Here is a 24,695-nt window from a genome sequence, read left to right as displayed (position 1 = left end):
CCATGAAGCTCGCCACCTATATCGGCCTCCACAAGCGCCCGCGTCTCGGCGTCGTCGATCTCGAGCAGCGCGCCGTGCTCGACCTCGCGGCTGCGGCCGAAGCCGTCCACAGGCGACCCGACCCGAGCTTTTCCGACATGCTGGCGTTGATCGACTCCGCCGGGCCCGGGCTCGCGCGCGTCGACGAGCTGGTGCGCGAGTGGCCGAGCGAAGCGGTCGACGATCTCGACGGCGTCACGCTGCTGGCGCCGATCCCGATCCCGCGCCAGCTTCGCGACGCCATGGCGTTCGAGGAGCATGTCCGCAACAGCCGCAAGCAGGTGGAGCAGCGCACCGGCCGTCCACAGAAAATTCCGGAGGTCTGGTACGACCGTCCCGTCTACTACAAGTGCAACCGCTTCAACGTCGTCGGTCACGAGGCCGATGTGGTGTGGCCGTCCTTCTCCGAATGGATGGACTACGAGCTGGAGCTCGCCTGCGTGATCGGCCGGACCGGCCGGGACATCACGGCCGCGAACGCGCCCGCCCATGTGTTCGGCTTCACCATCTACAACGACTTCAGCGCCCGCGACGTGCAGTTCGAGGAGATGCGGGCCGGCCTCGGCCCGGCCAAGGGCAAGGACTTCGACACCGGCAACGTGTTCGGCCCGTGGATCGTGACACCCGACGAACTCGGCGATCCGCACGCGCTGGCCATGGAGGTCCGCGTCGACGGCGAGCGCTGGGGCGGCGGCCATTCGAGCGCCATGCACTGGACGTTCTGGGATCTCATCGCCCATGTGTCGCGCGGCGAGACACTCTATGCGGGGGAGATCATCGGCTCCGGCACGGTCGGCACCGGCTCGGCCCACGAGCTCGGGCGCACGCTGTCGCCCGGCACCGTGATCGAGCTGGAGATCGAGAAGATCGGCGTGCTGCGCAACCGGCTGATCAAGCCGTGACCCCGTGAGCCAGCCGCCGCCGACCGGAGAGCCGCAGCCGCGGCGCACACCGGCGTCCGTCGCCGAGGTGTTCGCCGTGTTCCTCCGTCTCGGCCTCACCTCGTTCGGCGGCCCCATCGCGCATCTGGGTTATTTCCGCGACACCTTCGTGGTGCGTCGCCGCTGGCTCGACGATCGCGCCTATGCGGATCTGGTGGCGCTGTGCCAGTTCCTGCCCGGCCCGGCCTCGAGCCAGGTCGGCATCGCCATCGGCCTGTCGCAGGCCGGCTTCGCGGGCGCGCTCGCCGCCTGGGCCGGCTTCACGCTGCCGTCGGCCATCGCGCTCGTCCTGTTCGCCTACGGGGTGCGGGCGCTCGGCGACATCGCCGCCGCCGGCTGGCTGCATGGGCTGAAGATCGCCGCCGTCGCGGTGGTGGCACAGGCGGTGCTCGGCATGCTGCGGACGCTGGCGCCCGATCGCGCCCGCGCCACCCTGGCGGTGGCCGCCGCCGCGCTGGTGCTGGCACTGCCCGGCAGCTTCGCGCAGATCGGCGCCATCGTGCTCGGCGGCCTCGCCGGGCTGCTGCTGCCACGCGACACGACGGCGGCCGAGCCGTCGGCCCTACGGGTGCCGGTCGGACGCGGCGCCGGCCTCCTGTCGCTCGCGCTGTTCGCGGTCCTGCTGGTGGCGTTGCCGCTCGTCGCCGCCGCCACGGGCGATCACACGCTGGCGCTGGTGGAAGCGTTCTATCGCGCCGGTGCGCTGGTGTTCGGCGGCGGCCATGTGGTGCTGCCGCTCCTCCAGGCCGCCGTGGTGCCGCCCGGTTGGGTGTCGACCGATGCGTTCCTGGCCGGTTACGGCGCCGCCCAGGCGGTGCCGGGGCCGCTGTTCACCTTCGCGGCCTATCTGGGCGCTGCGGCGACGCCTTCCCCCAACGGCTGGACGGGCGCCCTCGTCTGCCTCGTCGCCATCTTCCTGCCGTCGTTCCTGCTGGTGGTGGGAGCGCTGCCGTTCTGGCAGGCGCTGCGCGCCCGCGCCGACGCGCAGGCGGTGCTGCGCGGCGTGAACGCCGCGGTGGTCGGGCTGTTGCTGGCGGCGCTCTACGATCCGGTATGGACCTCGGCGATCGGCCACGGCCTCGACGTCGCCCTCGCCGCCGTCGCCTTCCTGCTGCTGGTCGCCTGGCAGACGCCGCCCTGGCTGGTGGTGCTGCTCTGCGCCGCCGCCGGCGCCCTGCTGCCGGCGGGCTGAGCGCCGCGGCGACACGCACTCCTCGCCATACTCGACCACAAGTTGTCGAGCCCGGACAGCCGTGGCACCATGATGCCGCGCCGCGGCCCGCCTCGCAGCGGCGCTTTCCGGAGGCGACCATGGCGAATGCGACCGACCTCGTCACCGAGCTGCCCTTCGTCCCGTTCAAGCAGCGCAACGCGGCCATCGACTCGCTGTTCTACGACACCAAGGCCCTGACGCCGGAGGAACTCGGCCGGCTGTCGCCGCTGATCGATCACGAGGGCAGCATCGTGGTGGTGCCGCCCGCCGCGAGCGGCCGCCCGATCCGCCGCTACCGCACCGCGCTACGCTTCATGAACCGCGAAGGCGGCACCGTGCGGGCCTTCGTGCTCGCCGGGGTCGGCAGCTCGGTGGTCGGCACCGCGGCGCTGGCCCGCAACGTCGCCGACGCGATCGGCGCCGACGCGGCCGGAGTCGTCACCGGCTATGGCGTGAGCGACCTCGTCACCGAAGCGCTCGGCGGCTGGTTCGTGTTCGGCGCGGCCGATCGCCTGCGGTTGCAGTGGGAGGCGCTGGTGCGCCGTGCCACCACGCCGCTCTCCGAGGCGGCGCCGACCGCCGAAGCCGATGCAAGCGCCGACGTGGCGCCCGCCCCCGCCAGGCCGGATGCCGCCGGCCGCCTCGCCACGGGCGAGCCGTCGTTCCTGCCGCGGCCGGCGCGGCCGTGGGAGCTGCCCGGCGCTGCCGACATCGACACCCTGCTGGATCTCCTGATCGCGGCGCCACCCGGGCTCGACCTGCTGGTCGGCCACAGCAAGGGCAACCTGATGATCGAGACGGTGCTGCGCACCTTCGTGGACCAGCTCGACGGCGATCCGCATCCGCTGTTCGAGCGGCTGCGCATCGTCACCCTCGGGGCCGTGGTCGGGATGCCATCCGAGTTCCCACACGTTCACCAGCTCATCGGCGAGCTCGACTGGTTCGGCGGCATGAACTCGTCGCTCCAGCTCCCGCACCGGACAGTGCCGAACGCCTGGCACCATCTCAACCGCAGCTTGCCGTATCATCTCGATGTCGGCGCGGCGCTGCGCGACATCGGTGTGGCGCCCGACTCTTGAGAGCGGCGCGATTCGGCGGTGCCCCGCGGCATCGTCGAAGCGTCATGTCTCCCGCATTGACCGAACCGCCTGCGTCTTGCAGCATGCCGACGCATGACCACGGGGATGACGGCAGGGGGAGACGACGCGGCCGGAGATGGTCCCCAGCACGGCCGGCGTCGAGCGGAGACGTGCCGGGCCGATACTGCTCGCCGTCGTGATGGTCGGTTTGCGCCGGAGCGAGCAGCAGAGCCGCAACGGTCGGTGGCGCGCCGCCCCATCCGGATGGACAGTCGCCGGACAGCGGCCACGACGACAGCGGCCACGGCGACAGCGGCCACGATGGTGACGAGGTGATTCCGATGATGTCCGGAGACTGCCGCCGGGTCGAGCGCCCGCGTCGGATGACGATGCTCTTGCTCGTGCTCGCCCTCGGCCTCGCCATGACGGCAGGCGGCGGCGTGCCGGCCGTGCAGGCGCAGAGCGCCACCCTCGTCAACGTCTCCTACGATCCGACCCGCGAGCTCTATCGCGCCATCAACGACGCCTTCGCCAAGGAGTGGCGGGCCCGCACCGGGCAGAGCGTCACGGTGCGCACCTCGCACGGCGGCTCCGGCCGCCAAGCGCGTGCCGTGATCGACGGGCTCGACGCCGATGTGGTGACGCTGGCGCTCGCCGGCGACATCGATGCCATCGCGCGCGAATCGCGGAAGCTGCCGGCCGGCTGGCAGGCGCGCCTGCCGAGCAACTCGTCACCCTACACCTCGACGATCGCGTTCCTGGTCCGCAAGGGCAACCCGAAGGGCATCAGGAACTGGGACGATCTCGCCCGGCCCGGCATCGCGGTGATCACACCGAACCCGAAGACCTCCGGCGGCGCGCGCTGGAACTATCTCGCGGCCTGGGCCTTCGAGCTGGACCGCAGCGGCGGCGACGCCGGCAAGGCCGAGGCGCTGGTCGGCGCCATCTTCCGCAACGTGCCGGTGCTCGACACCGGCGCCCGCGGCGCCACCACCACCTTCGTGCAGCGTGGCATCGGCGACGTGCTGATCACCTGGGAGAACGAGGCGTTCCTGGCCGAGAAGGAGTTCGGCGCCGGCGCCTTCGACATCGTCTATCCGTCGCTGTCGATCGTCACCGAGCCGCCGGTCGCGCTGGTCGATCAGGTGGTGGACAAGCGCGGCACCCGCGCGGTCGCCGAGGCGTATCTCCAGTTCCTCTACGCTCCCGTCGCGCAGCGCCTCATGGCGGCGCACTTCTATCGTCCGGCGCGGCCCGAGCATGCCGATCCCGCCGATCTCGCCCGCTTCGGATCGCCGCGCCTCGTCACCATCGATCAGGTGTTCGGGGGCTGGGCCAAGGCGCAGGCCGAGCACTTCGCCGACGGCGGCGTGTTCGATCGCATCTACCAGCCTGGCGCGCCGCAGGGCGCGCGGGGCGCGCCGCATGGGTCGCCAGCAGCGCGGCCGGGCGCGGCCACCCGATGAGCGACGCCGCGACCGCGCCGCGCGGGCCGGCCTGGCCGGGAGGCGTCCGCTTCCGCCGGCCGAGCGCCCTGCCCGGCTTCGGCCTCACCTTCGGCTTCGCGGCACTCTATCTGTCGTTGATCGTGCTGATCCCGCTCGCGGCGCTGGTGCTGCGGGCGAGCGGTCTCGGCCTCGATGGCATCTGGCGGATCGCCACCATGCCGCGGGTGCTCGCCGCCCTTCAGGTCAGCTTCGGCCTGTCGTTCGCCGCCGCCGCCGTCAACGCGGTGTTCGGCCTGGTGGTCGCCTGGGTGCTGACGCGCTATCGCTTTCCCGGACGGCGGCTGCTGGATGCCATGGTCGACCTGCCCTTCGCGCTGCCGACCGCGGTGGCCGGCATCGCGCTCGCCGCCATCTACGCCCCGAACGGCTGGATCGGAAGCCTGCTCGCACCCTTCGGCATCAAGGTCGCCTTCACGCCGCTCGGCATCTTCGTGGCGCTCGTGTTCATCGGCCTGCCCTTCGTGGTGCGCACCGTGCAGCCGCTGCTGGCCGATCTCGATCGCGAGATCGAGGAGGCATCGGCGACGCTCGGCGCGACCCGCCGGCAGACCGTGCTGCGCGTGGTGCTGCCGAGCCTGCTGCCGGCGGTGCTGACCGGCTTCGCGCTGGCCTTCGGGCGTGCCGTCGGCGAGTACGGCTCGGTGATCTTCATCGCCGGCAACATGCCGTTCCGCTCCGAGATCGTCCCGCTTCTCATCGTCATCCAATTGGAGGAGTTCAACTACGCCGGCGCCACTGCGATCGCCGCCATCATGCTGGCGATCGCCTTCGTGTCGCTGCTCGCCATCAATCTGCTCCAGGCGTGGAGCCGCCGGAGATTCGGCCATGTCTGAGCAGGCCGCCGACGACATCTCCGGCACGCCGGCCGGTGGCCCGCGCCGGCTCCGTCCGCGGCCCGCGGTGGCCGAGACGGCGGCGACGCGCGCCCTCCTGATCGCCACGGCCATCGGCTTTCTGGGCCTGTTCGTCGTGCTGCCGCTGGTGGCGGTCTTCGTCGAGGCGCTGCGCCGCGGCATCGGGCATTATCTGGAGACCTTCGCCGACCCCGACACCCAGGCCGCCATCCGGCTGACCCTGACGGTCGCGGCCATCGCGGTGCCGCTCAATCTCGTGTTCGGCCTCTCGGCCGCCTGGGCGGTGGCCAAGTTCGACTTTCCCGGCAAGAGCCTGCTGATCACCCTCATCGATATCCCGTTCTCGGTGTCGCCGGTGGTGTCGGGCCTGGTCTTCGTGCTGCTGTTCGGAGCCCAGGGCGTGCTCGGGCCGTGGCTCGCGGCCCACGACCTCCAGATCGTCTTCGCGGTCCCAGGCATCGTGCTCGCCACCGTGTTCGTCACGGTGCCCTATGTGGCCCGCGAGCTGATCCCGCTGATGCAGGAGCAGGGCGTGAGCGAGGAAGAGGCGGCGCTGACGCTCGGTGCCTCGGGTCTGCGCACCTTTCTCACCGTGACGCTGCCCAACGTGAAATGGGCGTTGCTCTATGGTGTGCTCCTGTGCAACGCGCGCGCCATGGGCGAGTTCGGCGCCGTCTCGGTGGTGTCGGGCCATGTCCGCGGCCTCACCAACACGATGCCGCTGCACGTCGAGATCCTCTACAACGAATACAACTTCGTGGCCGCCTTCGCGGTCGCCTCGATCCTGGCCGGGCTCGCGCTCGTCACCCTGGTGGCCAAGTCGCTGCTGGAGTGGCGCTACGGTGACGCGCTCGGCCGCAGCCGGCTATACTGACCTCGTGGATACCGTTGCCATTCGGGCCGAAGGGCTGGAGAAACGTTTCGGGAGCACGCCCGCGCTCACCGGCGTCGACCTGTCGGTCGAGCCCGGCGAGCTGGTGGCGCTGCTCGGCCCGTCGGGCTCCGGCAAGACGACGCTGCTGCGCATCGTGGCCGGCCTCGAGCAACCGACCGCCGGCCGCGTGTTCTTCGGCGGCGAGGACGCGACCTTCGTGCCGGTGCAGGCGCGCCGGGTCGGCTTCGTGTTCCAGAGCTACGCCCTGTTCAAGCATCTCGACGTGGCCGAGAACATCGCCTACGGGCTACGGGTGCGGCCCCGGCGGCTGCGCCCGAGCCGCGCCGAGATCCGACGGCGCGTCGCCGACCTTCTCGATCTCGTCCAGCTCGGTGGCCTCGAGCGCCGCTTTCCCTCGCAGCTCTCCGGCGGCCAGCGCCAGCGCGTCGCCCTCGCCCGGGCGCTGGCGGTGGAGCCCAAGGTGCTGCTGCTCGACGAGCCGTTCGGCGCCCTCGACGCCCAGGTGCGGCGCGACCTGCGCGGCTGGCTGCGCGAGCTGCACGAGCGCACCGGCCACACCACGCTGTTCGTCACCCACGACCAGGACGAGGCGCTGGAGCTGGCCGACCGCGTCGCCATCCTGGATCGCGGCCGCATCGAGCAGGTCGGCACGCCCGACGCGATCTACGACGGGCCGGCGACCGCCTTCGTGGCGGGCTTCATCGGGGAGTCGGTGCGGCTGCCGGTCACCGTGACGGGCGACGGCCTCCATATCGGCCAGCATGTTCTATCGATCGCCACCACGGTGGCGCCCGGACCGGCGAGCCTGTTCGTCCGCCCGCGCGATCTGGTGCCGGCCGCGACCCGCGCGGCGGGGCTTCCGGCGCGGGTCACCGGGGTGCGCCGGGCCGGGCCGGCGCGGCGGGCCGAGCTGATGCTCGGCGACGGGCTGCCCGGCATCGAGATCGAGCTGCCCGCCGACATCTCGGTGGCGCGCGGCGACGTGCTGGCGGTGCAGTTCCGCACCGTGCGGCTGTTCTCCGCCTGATCAGCCGCCGCGACGCGGCGGCGCGCGCCCCTCGCTCGGCAAGGCCGGCACCGGATAGGCCGTGCTCGACTTGATCCGCTCCATGGCGAAGCGCGAGGTCACGTTCTTGAGCGGCACCGCGGCGATCAGACGCTTGTAGAAGGCGTCGTAAGCCGTCATGTCGGCCACCACCACACGCAGCATGTAGTCGACATCGCCCGCCATACGGTAGAGGTCCATCACCTCCGGCATGGCCGAGACCGCCGCCGCGAAGGCGTCGAGCCAGTCCTTGGAATGGTCGCGCGCCTCGATCGAGACGAACACGGTGAGGCCGAGACCGATCTTCTCGGGCGACACCAGCGCGACCCGTCCGGTGATCACGCCCTCGGCCTCCAGCCGCTGGATGCGCTTCCAGCACGGCGTCTGCGAGAGATGAACCTGCTTGGCGAGCGCCGCCAACGTGATGCCGGCGTCGCGCTGGAGCACGGCGAGAATCCGCCGATCGACGGCATCCACCTTCGGGAGGCGCGAGGATAACGTGTCTTCACTCATGACGGGCGACTTTCTGGAATTAATTTCTACGAACCGTGTCTCTTCCGGATCATCATAGAAAAATGTTCTACCTGATGGCAAGCGCCTGATTGAGGGCCGCGCCATCTCGCCGCTGCGCCGCTCGCCGCCACCTCGCCACCATCCAGGCACGGACGCGCCGCCGCGCCCGATCGGAACGGCGTTGACGTTTGGACCGGCGAAGCTGCTGGCTCCGTCCCTGCCCCGATGCATCCTCACGACGCGAGGTCCGGCCGGCGGGCTATCTCGAACGCGAATGGATGGTCCGGTCCACGCGAGCGGAACGCCCCGGCCTGCTGCTGATCACGTTCCGAACGTCGCCCGACGTCCCTCGGCGCGTCCGGCCACGACCGACGTGACGTCGTCCCGGACGGCCAGCGCGGCGCCGCCGCGAGCTTGCAGGACGGACGTGATCACGAGGCAGATCGCGGCCTTAACAAAACGTTATCACGCCGATCCTGCACGGCGGCGATCGACCCGAACGAGCGCGCGCCATCCACACCCTCCGGTGCATTTCGATGCATGGCGTGCGCTATCGTCGGTCCTGAGACCACACATTCGGCATGTCGACGACGCACGTCGCGTGCTTCAAAGGTTTACATCCGCATCGTGATGAGATAACCGAAGCATTCCTTTGACCCTGCGGCGGACAGTACGGCTCGTCGCGACGAGATGCGGGGCTCCCCGCAGAATCTCGATTTTTCATCAGCCTCGTCGAGGAGTGATCGATGGCACGAGCGACCACAGCCAAGCGTGCGAGCGCCCCCAAGAAGACAGCGTCCGCGACGCGCGGCGCGACCGCGAGCAAGACCAAGTCGGCGGCTCCCGCCAAGACCAATGCGGCGAGCAAGACGAAGGCCGTGAGCAAGACCAAGTCGACCGCCACGCCCAAGACGGCCAGCAAGAGCAAGACGGCCGCTCCCAGCAAGGCCGCCGCCGTCGGCAAGACCGCCGCGACGGCCAAGCGCGCCGGCGCCAGCAAGCGCCGCTCCTGGACGAAGGACGATGTCAAGGAGCTGAAGAGCCTGGCCAAGCAGAAGCTGCCGACCGCCAAGATCGCTCGCGCTCTGAAGCGCACCGAGGGTGCCACCCGTCAGAAGGCTTATTCGCTCGGCGTGTCGCTCGACTCCCGTCGCTGATCGGCGGCCGAGGCCGAGCTTCGGCTTCGCCGAAAGATCAGCCTCGGCTTCACCGAAGATGGGGCGCGCCTGAGGATCAGGCCGCCATCCGGCGCAGGATCGCGTGGCGTCGGAGTGTTGTCATTTGGATTCGAGACCAGGAACCGCAGCGTCGGCTCGTCCGGCGGCTGCGGTTTTTGCGTCGTGGTCGGACCACAGCACCGGCCGTCGGTCAGTTGTCGGCCAGGGACGCCGACGCGGATCTCACCAGGTCGCGCTCGATCAGGGCCGCCTCGGCGGCGCTCGCCACGAACACCGCCTCGCCGTCCTCGGCCACGACGTGGATCGAGCAGCTAGACCACCCTGTCTCGAACGCCTGCGGGCCGGACGAGAACAGATCGGCCACCAGCCGCACGGCCAGCTCGCGGGCCCGGTCGCCGTCCGGCAGCACGATGTCGGACGCCTCGTAGGCGATGTCCGGATTGCTGATCCTGATGGTGTAACGCGGCATGGCGAACTCGTTGCGGCCCTTCCGTATCAAGGCACCGGGCCTGCATTTGTTCCCGCCACGTTCGGCCGGCTCGTCACTTGTCGGCGCGCCGACACGGCGCGCCACTGCGGCCGCGGCGACCGGAACGCACCCAACCGGGCGACGTTGACCCGGCGGCGGCGCAACCGCGGTCGACGCCCGCGCGCGCCGCGGCTTTCACCGCCCGTCGGCCGTCGATCAACGCCCAGGAGACATCGGTATGAAGGCACTTCGCTGGCACGGCAAGCAGGACATCCGCTGTGACGAGGTGCCGGACCCGGCCATCGAGCATCCGCGCGACGCCATCGTGAAGGTGACGAGCTGCGCCATCTGCGGCTCCGACCTGCATCTCTACGACGGCTTCATGCCCGGGATGGAATCCGGCGACATCATGGGCCACGAGTTCATGGGCGAGGTGGTGGAGGTCGGCGCCGAGAACAAGAAGCTGAAGGTCGGCGACCGCGTCGTGGTGCCGTTCACCATCTGCTGTGGCGAGTGTGATCAGTGTCGCCGCGGCTACTTCTCGGTCTGCGAGCGCAGCAATCGCAACAAGTCGGTGGCCGACAAGGTGTTCGGGCATTCGCCGGCCGGCCTGTTCGGCTACACTCATCTGACCGGCGGCTATCCGGGCGGCCAGGCCGAGTTCGTGCGCGTGCCGTTCGCCGACGTCGCGCCCGTGAAGGTGCCGGACGGGCTCACCGACGAACAGGTGCTGTTTCTCGGCGACATCTTCCCGACCGGCTGGCAGGCGGCCGTTCAGTGCGACATCCAGCCGACCGACACGGTGGCGATCTGGGGCGCCGGGCCGGTCGGCCAGTTCTGCGTCCGCAGCGCCGTGCTGCTCGGTGCCCGGCAGGTGATCTGCATCGATCGCGTCTCCGAGCGCCTGGAGATGGCCCGCGCCGGCGGCGCCGTCACCATCGATTTCGAGAACGAGAGCGTGGTCGAGCGGCTGAACGAGCTGACCCACGGCAAGGGTCCGGAGAAGTGCATCGATGCGGTCGGCCTGGAGGCGCACGCCACCGGCAGCCTCGACTCTCTGTACGACCGCGCCAAGCAGGCCGTCATGCTGGAGACCGACCGTCCGCATGTGCTGCGCGAGATGATGTATGTGTGCCGGCCCGCCGGCATCCTGTCGGTGCCCGGCGTCTATGGCGGCGTGCTCGACAAGATTCCGTTCGGCATGGTGATGAACAAGGGCCTCACCATCCGCACCGGGCAGACGCATGTGAACCGCTGGACCGACGACCTGCTGCGGCGGATCGCCGAGGGCGAGATCGATCCGAGCTTCGTCATCACTCATCGGGCCAAGCTCGAGGACGGCCCTGCCCTCTACAAGACGTTCCGCGACAAGCAGGACGGCTGCATCAAGGTGGTGTTGCAGCCGTGAGGAGACCCGCCATGCTCGACATGACTCGTCGCTCGCCGCGGCCCGAGACGGCCAGCGGCCTCGCCCGCGGCCTCGGCTGGTTCAGCATCGCGCTCGGCCTCGCCGAGCTGGTGGCGCCGCGCGCCATCACCCGCTCGCTCGGCCTGCGTGGCCAGGAGGGCCTGGTCCAGGCGTACGGGGTGCGCGAGATCGCCACCGGCATCGGCCTGCTCGGCACGCGGCAGCCGGCGCCGTGGCTGTGGGGGCGCGTCGGCGGCGACGTGCTCGATCTCGCGACGCTGACGGCCGCCGGCGGATCGCGCCGCCAGCGCGAGGCGCGCGGCATCGCCATGGCGGCGGTGCTCGGCATCACGGTCCTGGATGTGCTGTGCGCGGCGACGCTGAGCGGCACGCCAGGGCGAGCCACCTCACGGGGCAGGATGTCGACGCCGCGCAGCTACGGTTACGGCGGCCGTCGCGGGTTTCGCGACCTGCCCGAACGGATGCGCGGCGCCGCCCGTGATGCCCGCATCCCGGAGGACATGCGCATCCCGAAGCTGCTGCGCCCCTACGGGAGCTGACCGGCCGGCGCCGACGCGAGTCAGCGTCGGAGAGGTCGGCGCCAGAAAGAAAGCCGCCGTCGAAGACGGTCAGCGGCGGCCGCCCGGCCGGCCCTTGCCGCCGTCCTCGCCACCCGCCGCACCACCGCCGAGGCCGGCGCGCCGCAGCGCCTCGGCGAGCGCGTTGTTGCCGGTGTCGCGCTCCGGCGGACGCGGGCCGCGGCCACCACCGCCACTCCCGCGACCATCGCGAGTCCCGCGGGCGTCCCGCCCGCCGGCGCCGGCACCGGGCGCATCCTGGCCGGGCTGATCGTCGAGCCGCAGCGTCAGCGAGATCCGCTTGCGCGGCTTGTCCACGTCGAGCACCTTCACGCGCACGACGTCGCCGGGCTTCACCACCTCGCGCGGGTCCTTCACGAAGGTCCGCGACATCGCCGAGACGTGAACGAGCCCGTCCTGATGGACGCCGATGTCGACGAAGGCGCCGAACGCCGCCACGTTGGTGACCACGCCTTCCAGGATCATGCCGGGCACGAGATCGTCGAGGGTCTCGACCCCTTCCTTGAAGGTCGCGGTCTTGAAGGCCGGACGCGGATCGCGGCCCGGCTTCTCCAGCTCGCGCAGGATGTCCGACACGGTCGGCAGCCCGAACGTCTCGTCCACGAAGCTCTTGGGGGAGAGGCTGCGCAGCGCCGCGGTGTTGCCGATCAGCGCCTTGATGTCGCTCTTGGTGGCCTGGAGGATGCGGCGCACCACCGGATAGGCCTCCGGGTGCACGCCCGACGCATCGAGCGGATCGTCACCATCGCGGATGCGCAGGAAGCCGGCGCACTGCTCGAACGCCTTCGGCCCCAGCCGCGGCACCTCCTTGAGCGCCTTGCGGGACGCGAACGGTCCCTTGGCGTCGCGGTGCATCACGATGTTCTGGGCGAGCCCGGGGCCGATGCCGGAGACGCGCGACAGCAGCGGCACCGAGGCGGTGTTGACGTCGACCCCGACGGCGTTCACGCAATCCTCGACCACCGCGTCGAGCGAGCGCGACAGCTTCGACTCGCCGAGATCGTGCTGATACTGGCCGACGCCGATCGACTTCGGATCGATCTTCACCAGCTCGGCCAGCGGGTCCTGGAGCCGGCGGGCGATCGACACGGCGCCGCGCAACGACACGTCGAGGCCGGGCAGCTCCTCGGACGCATAGGCGGACGCCGAGTAGACCGAGGCGCCGGCCTCCGACACGACGATCTTGGCGAGCTTCAGCTCGGGGTGCTTGTGAATCAGCTCGGCCGCGAGCTTGTCGGTCTCGCGCGAGGCGGTGCCGTTGCCGATGGCGATCAGCTCGACCTTGTGGGTGCGGGCGAGCGCCGCCAGCGTCGCGATCGACGCATCCCACCGCCGCTGCGGCTCGTGCGGGTAGATGGTGTCGGTCGCCACCACCTTGCCGGTGGCATCCACCACCGCGACCTTGACGCCGGTGCGATAGCCGGGATCGAGCCCCATGGTGACGCGGGTGCCGGCGGGCGCGGCGAGCAGCAGGTCGCGGAGGTTGGCGGCGAACACCCGCACCGCCTCCTCCTCAGCGGCGGTCCACAGCCGCAGCCGCAGATCGATGGTGAGGTGGACGAAGATCTTGGTGCGCCACGCCCAGCGCGCCGTCTCGGCGAGCCAGCGGTCGGCGGGGCGGCCGCGATCGGCGATGCCGAAGCGGTGCATGATAGCGAGCTCGTAGGGGCCGGGTCCGGTGCCGCCGGCATCCTCGCCCTCGATCCTCACATCCAGCATTTCCTCGCGCTCGCCGCGGAACACCGCCAGCACGCGGTGCGACGGCAGCTTGGCGAGCGCCTCCGAGAAGTCGAAGTAGTCGGCGAACTTGGCGCCCGCCTCGGCCTTGCCGTCGCGGACCTTGGAGACCAGCCGGCCGCCGGTCCACAGGCGCTCGCGCAGATCGCCGATGAGATCGGCGTCCTCGGCGAAGCGCTCGACCAGGATGGCGCGGGCGCCGTCGAGCGCCGCGGCGACATCGGCGACGTTCTTGTCGGGATCGACAAAGTCGGCGGCGGCGACCTGCGGATCGTTCTGCGGATCGGCGAGCAGCCGCTCGGCGAGCGGCGCCAGGCCGGCCTCGCGGGCGATCTCCGCCTTGGTGCGGCGCTTCGGCTTGAACGGCAGATAGATGTCTTCCAGGCGCGCCTTCGAGTCGGCCGCCATGATCTGGGCCGTGAGGGCGTCGTCGAGCTTGCCCTGGCTCTTGATCGACTCGAGGATCGCGGCGCGGCGCTCCTCCAGCTCGCGCAGGTAGCGCAGGCGCTCCTCGAGGGTGCGGAGCTGGGCGTCGTCGAGCCCGCCGGTCGCCTCCTTGCGGTAGCGCGCCACGAACGGCACGGTGGCTCCGCCATCGAGCAGCCCCACCGCGGCGGCGACCTGCTCCTCCCGCGCCCCGAGCTCGTCCGCGATGCGCCGATGGATCGATGCGGTCACGCTACCCTCCTGGCCCTGGCCGGCGCCGCGAGGTGGCGCCGGGGGCTGGGGTATGCCGGACGCCGGCACGATTCCGCAACCCCTCCCCATGATACCGTGAGTTGCACGGAGCGCGACACCACTCGCACGGCGTTCTGGACAGGCGGCGCGGCGCCGCCCTCATGAGAGAGCATGTCGTGAGGGCCTCGTGCCCCGGACGCGGCGCGCAGCGCCGCGAGCCGGGGCCCAGAGCCGCACGTTCCGTGGCACGCTCCGCGATCGCCGCCCCTGGGTCCCGGGTCTCCGGCGCCTCGCGCCTTCGCCCGGGACACGTGATCTCCGACCAGATCACACCAACGGCAGCAGCCAGCCGTCTCACACCGCCGTGTAGCCGCCGTCGATGAGGAGATCCGAGCCGGTCATGAAGGCGGATTCGTCGCTCGCCAGGAACACCGCCCCGGTGGCCACCTCGTCGGGCGTGCCGAGCCGGCCGAGCAGCGTGTGATGACTGGCGCGGGCCGCCTCGACGGTCTCGAAGTTCTTCAGATAACGACCTGTCTCGACGGGACCGGGCGACAGCGTGTTGACCCGGATGTTCTGCGCCGAATGGTCCACCGCCATCGCCTTGGCGAGCTGCACCAGCGCCCCCTTGGCGGCGCAGTACCAGGGCCGGCCGGGGCGCGCCACCCGCGCCTGCTGGGAGGCGACCAGGATGATGCTGCCGCCGCCGCCCTGCTCCATCACCGGAATGGCGTGCTTGGAGAGCAGGAAGGCGCTGTCGAGGTTGACCGCGAAGGTGCGCCGCCAGTCGGCGAGCGACAGGGTGGTCAGCGGCGCAAGCGGCAGGTCGAAGACCGCATTGGCGACCACCACGTCGAGCCGGCCGAACGCGCCCACCGCCTGCGCCACCGCGGCTTCGGCGGTCGCCTCCTCGGCGACGTCGGCGACCATCGTGACAATCCGCCCCCCGGCCGCCCGGATGGTGGCGGCGACCGCCTCCAGCTGTGCGGCGGCGATGTCGAGCCCCACCACCGCGGCCCCTTCGGCCGCGAACTGCCGACAGATCGCGCCACCGATGCCACCCCCCGCCCCGGTGACGACGGCCACCTTGCCCGCTAGACGCCCCATGGTCGCTCCTCCGATCAGGACCGCTTGTCATACACGGCCGCCGGAGTGCCGGACCACCGCGCCGAGCGGCGGAGCAGCCCCGCGGCAGGGGCGGAGCCGACTTGCGCTCCGCGACGGTGCGCCGCACCTCGCCGACGATTCGTTAACAGCTCGTCAGCATTCCTATGGCACCGTCGCAGCATGCTCCCCATGAGAAGCGCGGTTCGCTCCTCGTTCCGGCGTCGCCGGTTCGCCCTTTCGTGACATCCCTCGTCTTCCGGAGCCTTGCGGTGCTGCCCCCCTCGAGCCCGCTGCAACCAACACCGATCCCGTCGCCGTGGCGCCGCGGCATGCTGGTGCTTGACGACGAGGCCGCCGTCCGGCGCACCATCTGTGCCATCGCGGATCGCGCCGGCTGGGCCGCCATCACGGCGACCAGCTTCGTCGATGCCGAAACCCTGCTCGGCGTCGAGAACTTCGGCTCCATCGTGACCGACATCACGATCGCTCACGCGCCGGTCGAGGATTTCCTGCGCACCCTCGCCGAGATCGGCTACACGGCCCCGGTGCTGCTCACCGGCGCCGGCGATGCGAGCCGGCTCGGCGCCGTCGCGGATTTCGCCTACGATCTGGGGCTGAACACCTGCTTTCCGATCGCCAAGCCGCTCGCCCTGGCGACCCTGGCGAGCCGCCTCGCGCGCATCGACAGCCGCATCGAGAGGGGCTTCGCCGGCTGCTGCTTCCGCGATTGCCACTGGCGCAAGGTGCCGCTGCCGCCGGCCGCCTAGATCGGACTCCGATCCAACCGGATCGGACTCCGGTCCCAACGTCCTCGCGTGAACGCATTTCCGACGGCGAGCTGGCGTCCAGGCCGGAGCCCGGACCCCATAAACCCTGAACTTCCGTGACAATTCGGACCGGCGGTCGATCGAGACCGCCCGGCTCCGTTCGGCCGACCACGGGCCGGTGGGGCGGCGCGACGGACGGACGCATGGCATCTGCGATAGCGCACGTCCGGTAGAGTAGCGGATACGGTACCTAATATTACCTGTATCGTACTATACCGTATGATACTGTTTTTTTCGAAATTTTGTTGACTCGCCGCGATGATCGACCGACCTTCCCCCCGCCGGCACCGCTCGTCACCACTCCGACGGAAGCGATCGGCAGCCCGAGCGCCTCGCCGCGGCAGGGGCCGCGACCGACGCCAGGGCACCGACCGCCTCCCTGGCGGCCGCCGTTCGGCCGCCAGGGCGATCGCCGGCCTCGGCACATCGGCTCCCGCCCAGTTGTGGCGGCAACCGCCACGGGGACTGTCGTCACCATGACCAGCAGCAGCACCACCCCACTTCCGAAATTCCGGCTCAACCTCACATCGCCGCTGATCGGCGCCGCCTTCCTGATGGCGACGTCCGCCATCGGCCCCGGCTTTCTCACCCAGACCACCGTCTTCACCGACAAGTTCCGGGCGAGCTTCGCGTTCGCGATCCTGCTCTCGATCGTCGTCGACATCGGCGTGCAGCTCAACATCTGGCGGATCGTCGCCGTGTCGCGGATGCGCGGACAGGACATCGCCAATGCGGTGCTGCCCGGGCTCGGCGTGTTCATCACGGTGCTGATCGTGATGGGCGGTCTCGCCTTCAACATCGGCAACCTCGCCGGCACCGGCCTCGCCCTGAACGTGCTGTTCGGGCTGCCGGAAGCCTGGGGCGCCATGATCTCGTGCGGCGTCGCGCTCGTGATCTTCGCGTCCAAGGAGATCGGTCGCGCGATGGACCGCCTCGCCACCGCGCTGGGCTTCTTGATGATCGCCCTGGTGCTGTTCATGGTGATCATCACCCAGCCGCCTCTGGGCGAGGTGGCGGTGAAGTCGGTCCTGCCCGACAACTACATGATCCTGATGATGCCGATGATCACCCTGATCGGCGGCGTGGTCGGCGGCTACACGTCGTTCTCCGGCGCCCACCGCCTGCTCGACGCCGGCATCTCGGGTGTCGAGAACGTCAAGAAGGTCAGCGACAGCGCTACGCTCGGTATCCTGATCGCCGGCTTCATGCGCACCATCCTGTTCCTCGCGGTGCTCGGCGTCGTCACCCAGGGCGTCGTGCTCGACAAGTCGAATCCGATGGCGACTGCCTTCGAGTCGGCCGCCGGGCGGTTCGGCCTCTATGCCTTCGGGGTCGTGCTGTGGTCGGCCGCCATCACCTCGGTGGTCGGCAATGCCTACACCAGCGTGTCGTTCCTGCGCTCGATCTGGAAGACCGCCGACCGCTACAACTCCTACACCATCATGGGCTTCATCGTGCTGTCGACGGCGGTGTTCATCGCCATCGGCCGGCCGGTCGCCGTGATGGTCCTGGTCGGCACGCTGAACGGCATCGTTCTGCCGGTGATCCTCGCCTCCATCCTGGCGGCGGCCCGCAACAAGAAGATCATCGGCGCCGACTACCACCACCCGACCTGGCTGATCGCCTTCGGCATCGCCGCCGTGCTGATCACCGCGTTCGCCGCGATCGTCGCCCTGCCGGCGCTTCTGACGATGTGGAAGTAGGCGGACCCGCCGGCGACCGCCCACCGGGCGGCCGTCGGTGCCCTCGTCGTCGCGCTCGCGCAGGTCCGCCTGCGCGAGCGGCCCTTCCTTCCCACCGCGGCCTCCGCCGCCACCCCCCGCCCCCCACACCCGAAAACCCACGAGGAGATCGACATGTCATCCATCATCGCGGCTCACGCCTTGGACGCCGGCGGCTGCCGGCGCGACATCGCCATCGAGATCGAGGGCGAGACCATCGCGCGCATTCACCCGGCGACCGCGCCGGCCGACGACGTCATCGTGATGCCGGCCTTCGCCAATGCGCACGACCACGCGCGGCCGATGCCGCCAAGCGCCGTCGGCGCCTTCGGCAAGCCGCTGGAGCTGTGGCTCAACCGGCTGGCGATGTTCACGGCGGTCGACCCCTATCTGGCGACCCTCGCACCGTTCGCGCGGGCCGCGCTGGGCGGCCAGGCGGCCGCCATGGTGCATCACACCCGCCCGATGGGCCTGACCGATCTGCCGACGGAAGCCGCCGAGATCGCCCGCGCCGCCAAGGATGTCGGCCTCCGCATCGCCTTCGGGGTGGCGCTGCGCGACCAGAACCCGCTGGTCTACGGCGATCCCGCCCCGGTGCTGGCCGATCTCGACCCGGTGACGCGAGCCGAGATCGAGGGGCGATTCCTCGGGCCGATGAAGCCGATCGCCGAGCAGATCGCCGTGGTCGACGCCGTGGCGGAGCGGATCGCCTCGCCGATGGTCGACGTCCAGTATGCGCCGAACGGCCCGCAATGGTGCTCGAAGGCGATGTGGGAGGCGCTGGCGGAGGCATCGGCGCGCACCGGCCGGCGCATCACCACCCACCTGTTCGAGACCCGCTATCAGCGCGCCTGGGCCGATCGCAACTTCCCGCAGGGGCTGGTCCGTTGGCTCAAGGACATCGGCATCCTGTCGCCGCGGCTCACCGTCGCCCACTGCGTGTGGATCAGGCCCGACGAGCTCGACCTGCTGGCCGAGGCCGGCTGCACCATCGCCACCAATCCCTCGTCCAATCTGATGCTGCGCTCCGGCATCGCCCCGGTGGCCGACATGGTCCGCCGCGGCTGCACGGTGGCCATGGGGCTCGACGGGCAGACCTTCGACGAGGATGACGATGCGCTGCGCGAGGCCCGGCTCCTGTGGTCGCTCCAGGCCGGCTGGGGCTTCGACACCGAGCTGACGCCGGCCCAGGTGCTGACGCTGGCGCTGGAGAACGGCCGCCCGGCGCTCCGCGCGCCGGCGGGCGGCCGCCTCGCCGAAGGCGCCGCCGCCGATCTGCTGATCGTCGATCGCGCTGCCCTGGAGGAGCCGCCGGTCGACGAGGTGGCGCCGATCGAGCTGTTGTTCGCCCGCGCCACCCGCCGCCACGTCAAGGGGCTGATCGTCGCCGGCCGCACTGTGGTGCGCGACGGCCGGCTGCTCGGCGTCGACCTCGAGGCTGCCCACAAGGAGCTGGCCGCCGCCTATCGGGCCGGGCTGGCCCAGCGAAGCGGCCTGCGCGCCGCCCTGCCGGCGCTCGAAGCCTCGGTAGCGCGCTACTACGGGGCCCGCCTCGGCTGCTGCTGACGCAGCCTCGCCCGACACCGACGTCCGGCCGCCCTCCGGCGGCCGGCTCACCGCCGCGGGCTCAGGAGCCCGCGTCGGCCGGCCGGGTGGCGCGCGGGCGCCGCGGCGCCCGCGGGCTGCGCGCCGGCGCCTTCCCCTGCTCGGAGAACAGCTCGCGGGTCTGATCCATCATGCTCAGCACCGCGACAAAGTCGCCGGCATCCGCCCCCAGCATGGTCAGATGCGAGCGCATGCAGTCATGCGCCGCCGCGCCGTCGCGATTGTCGATGGCGGCGATGATGGCCGCATGGTCCTCGACCGACTTCTCCATCACGCCGGCCACCCGGGTGACGTAGCGGCGATAGGGCTCCACCCGGCAGCGCAGCTCGTGCACCCGGGCGATGAGGAACTTGTTGCCGGAGGCGTCGAGGATGAGGTCGTGCAGCCGGTTGTTCTCCTCGAAGAACGCCCGCTCCTCGCGGCCATGGGCGTGGCGCAGCGACACCTCGTGGATATGCTTGAGCCGGTTCTTGTCGTCCTCGCTCATCCGGCGTGCCGCGAGCCGGGCCGCGAGCCCTTCGAGCTCGGCGATCACCTGGAAGATCTCCAAGAGCTCGGTCAGCGTGAGCTGCTTGACGATGGCGCCCTGGTGGGCGCGAATCTGGACGAGGCCGCTGGAGGCGAGATGCCGCAGCGCCTCCCGCACCGGCGTGCGCGACACGCCGAACCGTGTGGCCAGGCTCTGCTCGTCGAGCCGCACACCCGGCGCGATGGCGCCGCTCAGAATCTCGCTCTCCAGAAGCTGGGCCAGGTTCTCCGAGCGCGTCCGCGGCTTCTTGGCGGCCGCCTGTTTCGAGCCCGCCGGCTTGGAGCCGGGCCGCTTGGAGCCGGGCTGCGCGCGCGCTGCCCGGCCGCCGTCCGCATTGCTGCGCGCCGCCGGCTTGCCGGTTCCGTCCTTGATCCCTGCCTCACGCGGCATGCGACGCCCGTCCTGTCTGGTTGGTCATGTCCGGCGCGCCGATCTCGCGAGGCGATCTCGACGAGGCGACGCGCCGGCCTGCCGACCTCACGCCTCGGCGCCGCACCAATCGTAGATGCACAGAGCCATCACCTTGATCGCCGTCAAATAGTCGTCGATGGCGACATACTCGTCATTGGCGTGCATCACGGCGGTCGAGCCGGGGCCGAAGATCACCGTCGGCGTGTCGCCGTACTGGTTGAGGAACCGGGTGTCGGCGGCGCCCTGGCGTCCGCTGATCTGCGGCTGCCGCCCGGTGATCTCGGTATAGGTCCGGCAGACCAGGTCGACGATCGGATGGTCCTGCGGGATCTCGGACGCCTGCGCGTCGTAGCCGACGAACCGCACCACGGGCGGATGGTCCTTCATCCACGGGTCGGCCGCCGCCGCCTTGGCGATCTGCTCGACCAGGCTCTTCTTGACGCCCTCGTGGTCCTCGCCCGGCACCGTCGCCATGCTGCCCTTGAGCACGCCGGTGGCCGGGAAAGCGCTGGGGTAGTTGCCGGCCTGGAAGCTGCCGATCATGCAGGGCAGCGAATCGAGGGCGTGCGGATAGAGCGGATGCCTGACGGTCGCGACCCGCTGATCCTCCAGCGCCTTGACGGCCTGCACCAGCTTGTAGCCGAGATCGATGGCGCTGACGCCCTCATAGCGCTTCTGGATGCCGGCCGGCTTGCCCTCGACCGCGATCTCGAACCAGATGCGGCCGATGCAGGCGGGCTGCACCGCGAGATCGCTGGTCTCGCCCGAGATGCCGGCATCGGCGCGGTAGCCGCGGATCACCGTGTCGAGCGTGCCGTGGCCCGACACCTCCTCGTCGATGACGACATTGATGTGAACGTCGCCCCGCAGCCGGATGCCCAGCTCCTTCAGGAACTCGACCGCCAGGATGTGGCTGGCGACGCCGCTCTTCATGTCGGCCGAGCCGCGCCCGTAGATGCGGCCGTCCTTGATCGAGGCCGACCACGGATCGTCGCTCCAGCCCTCGCCGTTGCCGACCGGGATGACGTCGGTATGGCCGTTGAGGAGCAGCGAGCGGCCGCCGCCGCTGCCCTTCAGGGTCGCCACCAGGTTGGGGCGGCCCTCGTAACCGCGATCGACCGGCCGATAGCCCGGATGCGCCTTCAGCGCCTCCCAATCGGTCTCCCACATGTCGACCGAGAGCCCGACACGGGTCATGTGATCGGCCAGGAACCGCTGGATCGCCGCCTCGTCGCCGGTCACGCTCGGGATGCGGATCATCTGCTGGAGGAAGGCGACGGCCTTGTCGCGGTTGCGGTCGATGTGGTCGAGGATCGTCTGGCGGGTCTCGGCGCTCACACTGATGCTCCAATGGCGGGATCGACAATGACGGGGGTCGAGGCGGAGGGGTATCCGACGCGGGCCTGGCGTCGCGTCGCTCACGGCATGAAGCTGGGCAGCCAGAGGACCACGTCGGGCACCGCCATCATCAGACCCATCAGCAGCACGTTGATCAAGATGAAAGGGACGGCGGCCTTGTAGATATCCCCCATGGTGGTGCCCTTGGGCGCGATGCCCTTCATCACGAACAGCGACAGGCCGAAGGGTGGCGTGATGGTGGCCATCTCCAGGTTCACCATCATGATGATGCCGAACCACACCGGGTCCCAGCCGAGCGCCTTCACGATCGGCATGAAGATCGGGATGGTGACGAGCACGATGGAGGTCTGCTCGATGAACAGCCCGAGGAACATCACCACGAGCTGCATCAGGATCATCACCACCATGGGATGAACCGGCAGATCGATCGCCAGCTCGGTGATGGCGCTGGTGGCGCCCGAGAAGCTGAGGAGCTGGCTGAAGGCGGCCGATCCGGTGAGGATGACGAGGATCATCACCGACAGCTCGGTCGCCGAGCCGATGCCGCGCCGCAGCACCCCGACGTTCAGCTTGCCGTAGGCGGCCGCCAGCACGAAGGTGAGGAAGGTGCCGATGCCGGCCGCCTCGGTCGGCGTCGCGGTGCCGAAGAAGATGAAGCCGATGACCATGACGATCACCGACACCGGCGGCAAGAGATAGACCAGCGCATCGCGCAGCCGCTGCCGCAGCGGCACCCGCACCACCGCGTAGGGCGGCGCGAGATGCGGCTGCAAGGTCGCCCGGATGACGATGTAGGTGACCGTCATCAGCGCCAGAAGCACACCCGGCACGATGATGCCGATGAGGATCTTGGCGACCGAGAAGCCGCCGAGGCTCGACAGCACGATGGCGAGCGTGCTCGGCGGGATCAGGATGGCGAGGCCGCCGCTCGCCAGGATCGGCCCGATCGACATGGACTTGGCGTAGCCGCGGCGCTCCATCTCCGGCGTCAGGGTCGAGCCCAGCATGGCGACGCTGCCCATGGCGACGCCCGTGAGGGTGCCGAGTAGCGCGCCGGCGCCGATCGCCAGCACGGCGAGCCGCCCGGCGATGAAGCCGAGCCACTGGTCGATGACCTCGATCATCCGGCTGGCGATGCCGGAATGGAACATCATGGCGCCCATGAGGATGAACATCGGCACCGGCACCAGCACGAAGGTCGAGATCGAGCTGTCGAGGCTGAGGACGAGCTGGTTGAAGCCCGAGAAGCCGCCCCACAGGAAATAGACGCCGGTCATGTTGACGACCAGGAACGCGATGGCGACCGGCAGCCCGATCATCATCAGGACGCCGAGGCCGGCGAAGAACAGGATCAGGTAGGTGTACCACTCCATGGCGCTCACGCCTCCATTCGCGGCGCGTCGCGCGGGCCGAGCTCGCCGCGGTACAGACGCAGGCCCCGTCTGATGAACTCGATCCCCAACAGGAAGCAGCCGACCGGGATGGCGAGCAGGTTGACGGCGCGCGGGATCTCCAGCTCCGCCGCCACCACGATGCCGCGCTGGAGCGAGAGCTGCACCGCCACCACCGAGAAGTACGCGATGGTGAGACAGGCGACGGCGCCGATCACCGAGGCCAGGATCTCGAAGAACCGCCGCACCCGCGGCGGCAGCGTCGCCACCAGAATGTCGACGGTGACGTGGCCGTCGCGGCGCAACACCCAGGCAGCCCCCAGAAAGGCGCAGTAGACCATGAAGATGCCACTGACCTGATCGACGCCCAGGATGCCGTAGTTGAAGACGGTCCGCAGCGCCACGCGCAGCACGGTGGCCAGCATCATGGCGACCAACAGCGCGCCGGAGACGAGCGCGAAGGCGTTGAGCAGCATGTCGAAGGCGCGCCCGAGCCCGCTCTCGATGCGTCGGCGCGGCGGGGGCGGCGGGGGCGTCATGCCGTCTCGCTCGTTCGATGCGGTCGCCATGGCTACCTGTTCCGCTCCAGCAGGGTGGCGGCCTCGGCGAAGACATCCTTCGGCATCACCCCTTCGTAGTATTTCCAGAGCGCCTCGTTGGCGACCTTGGTCCAGCGGTCACGATCGGCCTCCGACAGGGTGACGATCTCCATCCCGGCCGCCCGCATGGCCGCCTTCTGCTTGTCGAGATTCTCGGCGAACCAGCCGCGGGTCCAGGTCTGCGTCTCGGCCACGGCGCGCATCAGCACGTCCTGCGCATCCTTGCTCAGCCGGCTCCATGCCCGCTGATTGACCACGATGCTGACGCCGCTGCGATACATCGGCTGATCGATCAGGAATTTGCTGACGTTCTGCCAGCCGTAACGGGTGAACGCATCGGCCACCGGCCAGCTGAACCCGTCGACGGTGCCGCGGTCCATAGCAAGGAAGATCTCGGCCGGCGGCAGGGTGATCGACTCGGCCCCCGCGGCCTGGACGAAGTGGCGGGTCACCGGCGCCACCCGGATCTTCATGCCCTTGAGATCCTCGATGCGGGCGACACGCTTGCGGGTGGTGATGTAATGGGTGCCAACCCCGAGGTCGCCGGCCGCATGGCCGAGGAAGCGCACGCCGCGCCGCTCGTAGAGCTTGACCATGAACTGATGCAGCGCGCTGCCCGGGCCGCCGTCGGGCGCCAGGAAGGGCGACAGCTCGGTGATGTCGCCGCCCGGCACCACGCCGGCCCAGTAGTTGGGCGCCCCGTACCACACATCGAACACGCCGTTGACCAGCGCCTCCGGCTGATCGAACGGCGGCACCACGTCCTCGGCGCCGATGTAGCGAATGGCGACCTTGCCGGCGCCGTGCTGGTTCACGAGGTCCTTGAACTTGTGGCCGACATCGGCAGACGGCGAGAAGCCCGGCGCCCACGATCCGACCATGCGCAGCGTGACGGTCTGCGCGGCAGTTTCCAATGGGGCCAAGGTCGCCGCACCGAGCGCGACCATCAGCCCGAGACACACCCTTCGATTCACGAGACGACTCCTCGAC

At 70.2% G+C, this 24,695-nt stretch carries 22 protein-coding genes; 13 read left to right on the top strand and 9 right to left on the bottom strand.

The window, feature by feature from the left end:
* Nucleotides 1-2: 2 nt before the first annotated feature.
* The 7 genes from ACFQUV_RS03215 to ACFQUV_RS03185 all read left to right on the top strand — a co-directional run bounded on the left by ACFQUV_RS03215 (nt 3) and on the right by ACFQUV_RS03185 (nt 7,556).
* Nucleotides 3-941 carry a fumarylacetoacetate hydrolase family protein gene (locus ACFQUV_RS03215; protein ID WP_111388364.1) on the top strand — a complete coding sequence of 313 codons (939 nt, stop codon included), beginning with the start codon at nt 3-5 and terminating at the stop codon, nt 939-941.
* Between the two features lie 67 nt (nt 942-1,008).
* Complete coding sequence (chrA, locus tag ACFQUV_RS03210) at nt 1,009-2,172, top strand: chromate efflux transporter (protein ID WP_244601442.1); 1,164 nt, start codon at nt 1,009-1,011, stop codon at nt 2,170-2,172.
* Between the two features lie 119 nt (nt 2,173-2,291).
* Nucleotides 2,292-3,272, top strand: a complete 981-nt coding sequence (locus ACFQUV_RS03205; RefSeq protein WP_129607655.1) for a hypothetical protein — start codon at nt 2,292-2,294, stop codon at nt 3,270-3,272.
* A 389-nt stretch (nt 3,273-3,661) separates the two neighbouring features.
* Nucleotides 3,662-4,738: a sulfate ABC transporter substrate-binding protein gene (locus tag ACFQUV_RS03200; RefSeq protein WP_371851660.1), complete on the top strand. Its 1,077-nt coding sequence runs from the start codon at nt 3,662-3,664 to the stop codon at nt 4,736-4,738.
* Nucleotides 4,735-5,613 carry a sulfate ABC transporter permease subunit CysT gene (cysT, locus tag ACFQUV_RS03195; RefSeq protein ID WP_129607657.1) on the top strand — a complete coding sequence of 293 codons (879 nt, stop codon included), beginning with the start codon at nt 4,735-4,737 and terminating at the stop codon, nt 5,611-5,613. Before ACFQUV_RS03200 ends, cysT begins: the two co-directional genes overlap by 4 nt.
* Nucleotides 5,606-6,508 (top strand): sulfate ABC transporter permease subunit CysW, encoded by a 903-nt coding sequence (gene cysW / locus ACFQUV_RS03190; RefSeq protein ID WP_129607658.1) that lies wholly within the window; start codon nt 5,606-5,608, stop codon nt 6,506-6,508. The genes cysT and cysW overlap by 8 nt, the downstream gene beginning before the upstream one ends.
* A gap of 4 nt (nt 6,509-6,512) precedes the next feature.
* Nucleotides 6,513-7,556: a sulfate/molybdate ABC transporter ATP-binding protein gene (locus tag ACFQUV_RS03185; protein WP_129607659.1), complete on the top strand. Its 1,044-nt coding sequence runs from the start codon at nt 6,513-6,515 to the stop codon at nt 7,554-7,556.
* Here ACFQUV_RS03185 and ACFQUV_RS03180 read toward each other — a convergent pair whose 3' ends face one another.
* Nucleotides 7,557-8,087, bottom strand: a complete 531-nt coding sequence (locus ACFQUV_RS03180) for an Lrp/AsnC family transcriptional regulator (protein ID WP_207211355.1) — start codon at nt 8,085-8,087, stop codon at nt 7,557-7,559.
* Between the two features lie 746 nt (nt 8,088-8,833).
* Here ACFQUV_RS03180 and ACFQUV_RS03175 point away from each other — a divergent pair.
* A complete protein-coding gene (locus ACFQUV_RS03175) occupies nt 8,834-9,244 on the top strand; it encodes a hypothetical protein (RefSeq protein WP_129607660.1) in 411 nt (136 codons plus the stop codon).
* A 211-nt stretch (nt 9,245-9,455) separates the two neighbouring features.
* Here the strand turns inward: ACFQUV_RS03175 and ACFQUV_RS03170 are convergent, their stop codons facing one another.
* Nucleotides 9,456-9,734 (bottom strand): DUF6894 family protein, encoded by a 279-nt coding sequence (locus ACFQUV_RS03170; RefSeq protein WP_129607661.1) that lies wholly within the window; start codon nt 9,732-9,734, stop codon nt 9,456-9,458.
* Between the two features lie 238 nt (nt 9,735-9,972).
* Between ACFQUV_RS03170 and ACFQUV_RS03165 the strand changes: the two genes are divergently transcribed.
* Together ACFQUV_RS03165 and ACFQUV_RS03160 are read left to right on the top strand one after the other, a co-directional pair.
* Nucleotides 9,973-11,142, top strand: a complete 1,170-nt coding sequence (locus ACFQUV_RS03165) for a zinc-dependent alcohol dehydrogenase (RefSeq protein WP_129607662.1) — start codon at nt 9,973-9,975, stop codon at nt 11,140-11,142.
* An 11-nt stretch (nt 11,143-11,153) separates the two neighbouring features.
* On the top strand, nt 11,154-11,702 hold the full coding sequence (locus tag ACFQUV_RS03160) for a hypothetical protein (RefSeq protein ID WP_129607663.1): 549 nt from the start codon (nt 11,154-11,156) through the stop codon (nt 11,700-11,702).
* 69 nt (nt 11,703-11,771) lie between these two features.
* On the opposite strand, the gene ACFQUV_RS03155 is transcribed toward ACFQUV_RS03160, so the two are convergent.
* Nucleotides 11,772-14,246: a Tex family protein gene (locus ACFQUV_RS03155; RefSeq protein WP_129607664.1), complete on the bottom strand. Its 2,475-nt coding sequence runs from the start codon at nt 14,244-14,246 to the stop codon at nt 11,772-11,774.
* A gap of 264 nt (nt 14,247-14,510) precedes the next feature.
* On the bottom strand, nt 14,511-15,263 hold the full coding sequence (locus ACFQUV_RS03150) for an SDR family NAD(P)-dependent oxidoreductase (protein WP_129607665.1): 753 nt from the start codon (nt 15,261-15,263) through the stop codon (nt 14,511-14,513).
* Between the two features lie 269 nt (nt 15,264-15,532).
* Between ACFQUV_RS03150 and ACFQUV_RS03145 the strand changes: the two genes are divergently transcribed.
* From ACFQUV_RS03145 to ACFQUV_RS03135, 3 genes are all read left to right on the top strand, one after another.
* Nucleotides 15,533-16,030 (top strand): hypothetical protein, encoded by a 498-nt coding sequence (locus ACFQUV_RS03145; protein WP_129607666.1) that lies wholly within the window; start codon nt 15,533-15,535, stop codon nt 16,028-16,030.
* Nucleotides 16,031-16,566: 536 nt separating this feature from the next.
* Nucleotides 16,567-17,793: an NRAMP family divalent metal transporter gene (locus ACFQUV_RS03140; protein WP_129607667.1), complete on the top strand. Its 1,227-nt coding sequence runs from the start codon at nt 16,567-16,569 to the stop codon at nt 17,791-17,793.
* A 153-nt stretch (nt 17,794-17,946) separates the two neighbouring features.
* Nucleotides 17,947-19,377, top strand: a complete 1,431-nt coding sequence (locus tag ACFQUV_RS03135; protein ID WP_129607668.1) for an amidohydrolase family protein — start codon at nt 17,947-17,949, stop codon at nt 19,375-19,377.
* Nucleotides 19,378-19,438: 61 nt separating this feature from the next.
* On the opposite strand, the gene ACFQUV_RS03130 is transcribed toward ACFQUV_RS03135, so the two are convergent.
* The 5 genes from ACFQUV_RS03130 to ACFQUV_RS03110 form a co-directional block, all read right to left on the bottom strand.
* Nucleotides 19,439-20,335 (bottom strand): GntR family transcriptional regulator, encoded by an 897-nt coding sequence (locus ACFQUV_RS03130; protein ID WP_129607669.1) that lies wholly within the window; start codon nt 20,333-20,335, stop codon nt 19,439-19,441.
* A gap of 87 nt (nt 20,336-20,422) precedes the next feature.
* The gene (locus tag ACFQUV_RS03125) at nt 20,423-21,694 is read right to left on the bottom strand and encodes an ArgE/DapE family deacylase (protein ID WP_129607670.1); all 1,272 of its coding nucleotides are present in this window, start codon (nt 21,692-21,694) and stop codon (nt 20,423-20,425) included.
* An 80-nt stretch (nt 21,695-21,774) separates the two neighbouring features.
* The gene (locus ACFQUV_RS03120) at nt 21,775-23,088 is read right to left on the bottom strand and encodes a TRAP transporter large permease subunit (protein WP_111385249.1); all 1,314 of its coding nucleotides are present in this window, start codon (nt 23,086-23,088) and stop codon (nt 21,775-21,777) included.
* Nucleotides 23,089-23,093: 5 nt separating this feature from the next.
* Nucleotides 23,094-23,675, bottom strand: a complete 582-nt coding sequence (locus tag ACFQUV_RS03115) for a TRAP transporter small permease (RefSeq protein WP_129607671.1) — start codon at nt 23,673-23,675, stop codon at nt 23,094-23,096.
* 2 nt (nt 23,676-23,677) lie between these two features.
* Nucleotides 23,678-24,679, bottom strand: coding sequence for a TRAP transporter substrate-binding protein (locus ACFQUV_RS03110; protein ID WP_129607672.1), 1,002 nt, complete (start codon nt 24,677-24,679; stop codon nt 23,678-23,680).
* Nucleotides 24,680-24,695: the final 16 nt, after the last annotated feature.

This window comes from Rhodoplanes sp. P11 (assembly GCF_964266735.1).
Classification (GTDB): domain Bacteria; phylum Pseudomonadota; class Alphaproteobacteria; order Rhizobiales; family Xanthobacteraceae; genus Rhodoplanes; species Rhodoplanes serenus.
Note: the sequence above shows the minus strand (reverse complement) of the source record. Positions and strands in the feature narration are given on the sequence as shown.